The organism is Dyadobacter sp. (genome assembly GCF_051859145.1).
GTDB lineage: Bacteria > Bacteroidota > Bacteroidia > Cytophagales > Spirosomataceae > Dyadobacter.
The window spans coordinates 1-4,174 of sequence record NZ_JBHYGF010000371.1 but is presented as its reverse complement, the minus strand read 5'-3'; the positions used below and the strand labels follow the sequence as shown (position 1 = coordinate 4,174).

Annotated in this window: 4 protein-coding genes; all 4 read left to right on the top strand. The window is 46.3% G+C overall.

The window, feature by feature from the left end:
• Positions 1–44: 44 nt before the first annotated feature.
• On the top strand, positions 45–731 hold the full coding sequence (locus ACTIE6_RS19300; RefSeq protein WP_439558199.1) for a response regulator transcription factor: 687 nt from the start codon (positions 45–47) through the stop codon (positions 729–731).
• Positions 732–821: 90 nt separating this feature from the next.
• Positions 822–1,061: a 50S ribosomal protein L28 gene (rpmB, locus tag ACTIE6_RS19295; protein WP_031528537.1), complete on the top strand. Its 240-nt coding sequence runs from the start codon at positions 822–824 to the stop codon at positions 1,059–1,061.
• A gap of 87 nt (positions 1,062–1,148) precedes the next feature.
• A complete protein-coding gene (gene folK, locus ACTIE6_RS19290; protein WP_439558198.1) occupies positions 1,149–1,637 on the top strand; it encodes a 2-amino-4-hydroxy-6-hydroxymethyldihydropteridine diphosphokinase in 489 nt (162 codons plus the stop codon).
• Between the two features lie 258 nt (positions 1,638–1,895).
• Positions 1,896–4,174: TonB-dependent receptor (locus tag ACTIE6_RS19285; protein WP_439558197.1), on the top strand; the 2,279-nt coding region annotated here is incomplete at its 3' end.

The window sequence follows — 4,174 nt, the reverse complement described above, 5'->3', positions numbered from 1 at the left end:
AAGGGAAGCACATTCAGGATTTCAATTCCCCAGAAACAACACGCATGAAAAAACGAATTTTGTACGTAGAAGACGATCCGAACCTGGCATTCGCCACGAAAGATAATTTGGAACAATATGATTACGAAGTAGTTCACGCCTCTGATGGCGCCGAGGCGCTCGATTTTTTTGGCAAAGATCATTTCGACATCTGCGTGCTGGATATTATGCTTCCCAAAATGGACGGTTTTACGCTCGCCGAAAAAATACGGAGCTCGGACAGCCAGGTACCCATTCTTTTCCTCTCCGCGCGCTCATTGCAGGAAGACAAGATCAAAGGTTTGCGGCTGGGCGCTGACGATTATGTGACAAAACCTTTCAGTATAGAAGAGTTAAAGCTGCGGATCGACGTTTTTCTGCGCCGAAGCAAATCGGAGCAGCCTATGCCGGTTAAGTCAAACACGAGTAAAGTTGGACAGTACGCATTTGATTTTCAGAAATTGACATTAAACCTGAACGGTACCAGCCAGAACCTCACCTTTCGAGAAGCGGAGGTTTTGAAGTACCTGGCCGAGCGGCCGGACCAGGTAATCCGCCGGGACGAACTTTTGAAGGCGATCTGGGGAGACGACGATTATTTTATGGGCCGGAGCCTGGATGTTTTTATATCAAGACTGAGAAAATACCTGTCTGGCGACCCGGAAATCCGCATTGATAATGTGCACGGAGTTGGATTCAGAATGCGCTGGTAATGTGATTTTTAAAAATTTCTATCGCTGACATTTGCTCACAATAAATTAATTGCACATCTTTGCACCCTCATTTGGAAAAAAAGCACGGTTATGGCTAAGGTTTGTCAAATTACAGGTAAAAGAACTCGCGTCGGAAATAACGTTTCTCACGCTAACAATAAAACAAAACGTAAATTCTTCCCGAATTTGCAGAAGAAACGTTTCTTCCTTCCTTCATCAGGAGAGTGGGTTACGTTGAAAGTAGCAACATCAGCACTTCGTACCATCAACAAAAACGGTATCGAAGCAACTATACAGAAAGCATACGACAAAGGAACACTTACGTTCTAAGGATTTTACGAATTTATTTTTAAAGGACTTCTTTTTATCGGGGAGTCCTTTTTTCGTGAATTTACCTCAACACATTCAATTGCCTGCATGACCGATCCCAGAAAAATATTCCTTCTGTTAGGCTCCAATCTGGGCGACCGCGCCGGGATCTTGCAACAGGCACGACAAATGATCGCCGAAAAAGCACCGATCATAGCTAAATCCTCCCTTTACGAAACCGAACCCTGGGGATTGGCCGACCAGCCCGCATTCCTGAACCAGGTAATTGAAGTCACATCTGCCGATGAACCGGAGCTGCTTTTAACGCATTTGCTGCACATTGAGCAGGAACTTGGCCGGGTGCGGAAAGTGCGGTGGGGCGCCCGCCTGATCGACATTGATATACTGTATTATGGTAACACGGTTCTTGACAGTCCCGAACTGATTTTGCCACATCCCCGCCTGAAAGATCGTAGATTTACATTAGTCCCGCTCGCCGAAATAGCAGCAGAATTCGTGGATCCCAAACTGAAAAAATCGGTAAGCCAGCTTTTGGAAGAATGCCCTGACAAAAGTGAGGTATTAAAATATTCTTGAAATATTTATATCGACGCAATGTGCTTTTGGTTATGTGCATCGACCATTGACTCCATTTTTTTGTTAGTTCATCACTTTTTTCTATCAACATACCGCCTTTAAACCTTGTTTTGTTGCCGGTTAGCTTGCTAAATTCGATATTTACCCTTTCCGGCCGAGGGGATTTACCTTTTAAGTTGTCAATCTTTTGAATAGAAAAAATTCAAAACGCTGAACGAAAATCAATCCATGAAAAACAGAACACTTTACTTATTACTCATGCTAATTGGAACCTGTCTGCAGGTATCCGCTCAAAACCGCCACACGGTAAGCGGCTACGTGAAAGACAAAGCCAATGGAGAAGGCCTGATCGGCGTTTCGGTGTACGTACGTGAAGCTTCCACCGGTGTAGTTACCAATCCCTACGGTTTTTACTCCATTACGCTGCCTGACGGAACTTATACGTTGGTTTTCAGCTACATTGGTTACCAGAAAGTGACAAAAGAAGTGACACTCGATGCGGATAAAACCATCAGTATTGAGATGGTAGACGAGAGCAACCAGTTGCAGGAAGTTACTGTTTCCACGCAGCGGGAAGATGAAAATGTGCGCAGCATTGAAATGTCGGTTAATAAGGTGGAAATGAAAACCATTCGCAAAATGCCCGCATTGCTTGGTGAAGTTGATTTGATCCGCAGCATTCAGCTGCTGCCTGGCGTTACTACGGTGGGCGAAGGTGCATCGGGTTTTAATGTACGCGGCGGCGATGTTTCCCAAAACTTGGTTCTGCTCGACGAAGCGCCTGTTTATAACTCCTCTCACCTTTTCGGATTTTTCTCGGTCTTCAATCCCGATGCGGTAAAAGATGTGAAACTGATCAAAGGCGGGATTCCTGCGCAGTACGGCGGCAGGATTTCGTCTATTCTGGATGTGCGGATGAAAGAAGGTAACTCCAAAAAACGCGAAGTAAATGGCGGTATAGGTACCATTTTCTCGCGACTAACCTATGAGCAGCCTTTTGCCAAAGGAAAAGGCTCGTTTATCGTAGCCGGCCGCCGGTCTTACATCGACATTCTCGCCAAACCTTTCCTGAATTCCGATCTGCGCGATTCCAAATTTTACTTCTACGATCTTACTGCAAAAGTTAATTACCAGCTCGGCGATAAGGATACATTTTATGCTTCGGGTTATTTTGGTAAAGATGTTTTCGGCGGCGGTGATTTTGGTTTTGGTTGGGGCAATGCAACTGCCACAGGTCGCTGGAACCACATTTTCTCAAACAAGCTTTTCATGAATTTGACGGGTTATTACAGCAACTACGATTATTCGCTTGGCCAGAATGTAAATGATCCGCAGGCAAAAGACAGGTTTGACTGGAAATCCAAGATTATCAGTTCCAGTATCAAGCCCGATTTTACCTTTTACATCACACCCAATAACCAGCTGACATTCGGCGGACAATACATTTACTACGATACACGTCCCGGCCGGGCAGTAGCAGTTTCAGAAGGCCAGGAAACTGATATCAGCCTCGATCCGAAGTATGCCGACGAGTCTGCATTATACATTGGAAATGAGCAGAAGTTCTCCGACCGCATTTCTCTGCAATATGGTATCCGGTACTCCTTCTTCCGCAGCTTGGGACCTGGCACTGAATACACTTATTATACCGACGAATTGGGAAAGCGCAAAATTCCCGTTTTCCCCGGTACTGAGTACAAAAGAGGCGATGTGATCAAAAGTTATGGCAACTGGGAGCCACGGGCTTCATTGAATATCGGGGTAAATTCAAATGCATCTATCAAGGCCAGCTACAATCGCACGGCGCAATACCTGCATTTACTTTCGAATACCGCCGCAGCCTCTCCCCTCGATGTCTGGACACTAAGCTCGCCCATTATCCAGCCCGAAAAAGCAGATCAGGTTGCATTGGGCTGGTTTCAGAATTTGAAGGATAATACCTACGAAGCTTCCGTGGAGGTTTATTACAAAAAGCTGTACAACCAGATCGATTACGTACCTGCCTCGGATCTGTTGCTCAACCAGTTTGTAGCAGGCGATCTGCTCTTCGGAAAAGGCCGGGCTTACGGCGCTGAATTTTATTTGAAGAAAAACAAAGGGAAACTGACCGGCTGGGTGAGCTATACCTTATCCCGCACGGAAAGACAGGTTCAAAGCATCAACAACAACGACTGGTTCCCGGCCCGCTTCGACAAGCCGCACAACTTCACTTCTGTGGCTATTTACGAAATGAGCAAGCGCCTGTCGCTCTCCGCCAACTTCACGATTACTTCGGGAACACCTGCTACTTTCCCTACCAACCGCTGGGAATTCCAGGGCATGCCGGTGGGCCACAATTATGCCAATACAAGAAACAATAACCGCATTCCCGCATACCACCGGCTCGATCTGGCAGCTACTTTCACGCCCACACGCAAACTTTTCAAAACAGGTCAGGGTGAATGGGTACTGTCGGTTTATAATGTATACAACCGTCGCAATCCGTTCTCGGTTTACACCCGGGCCAACCAGGACACTCCGCTCAAAACGGAGGCTGT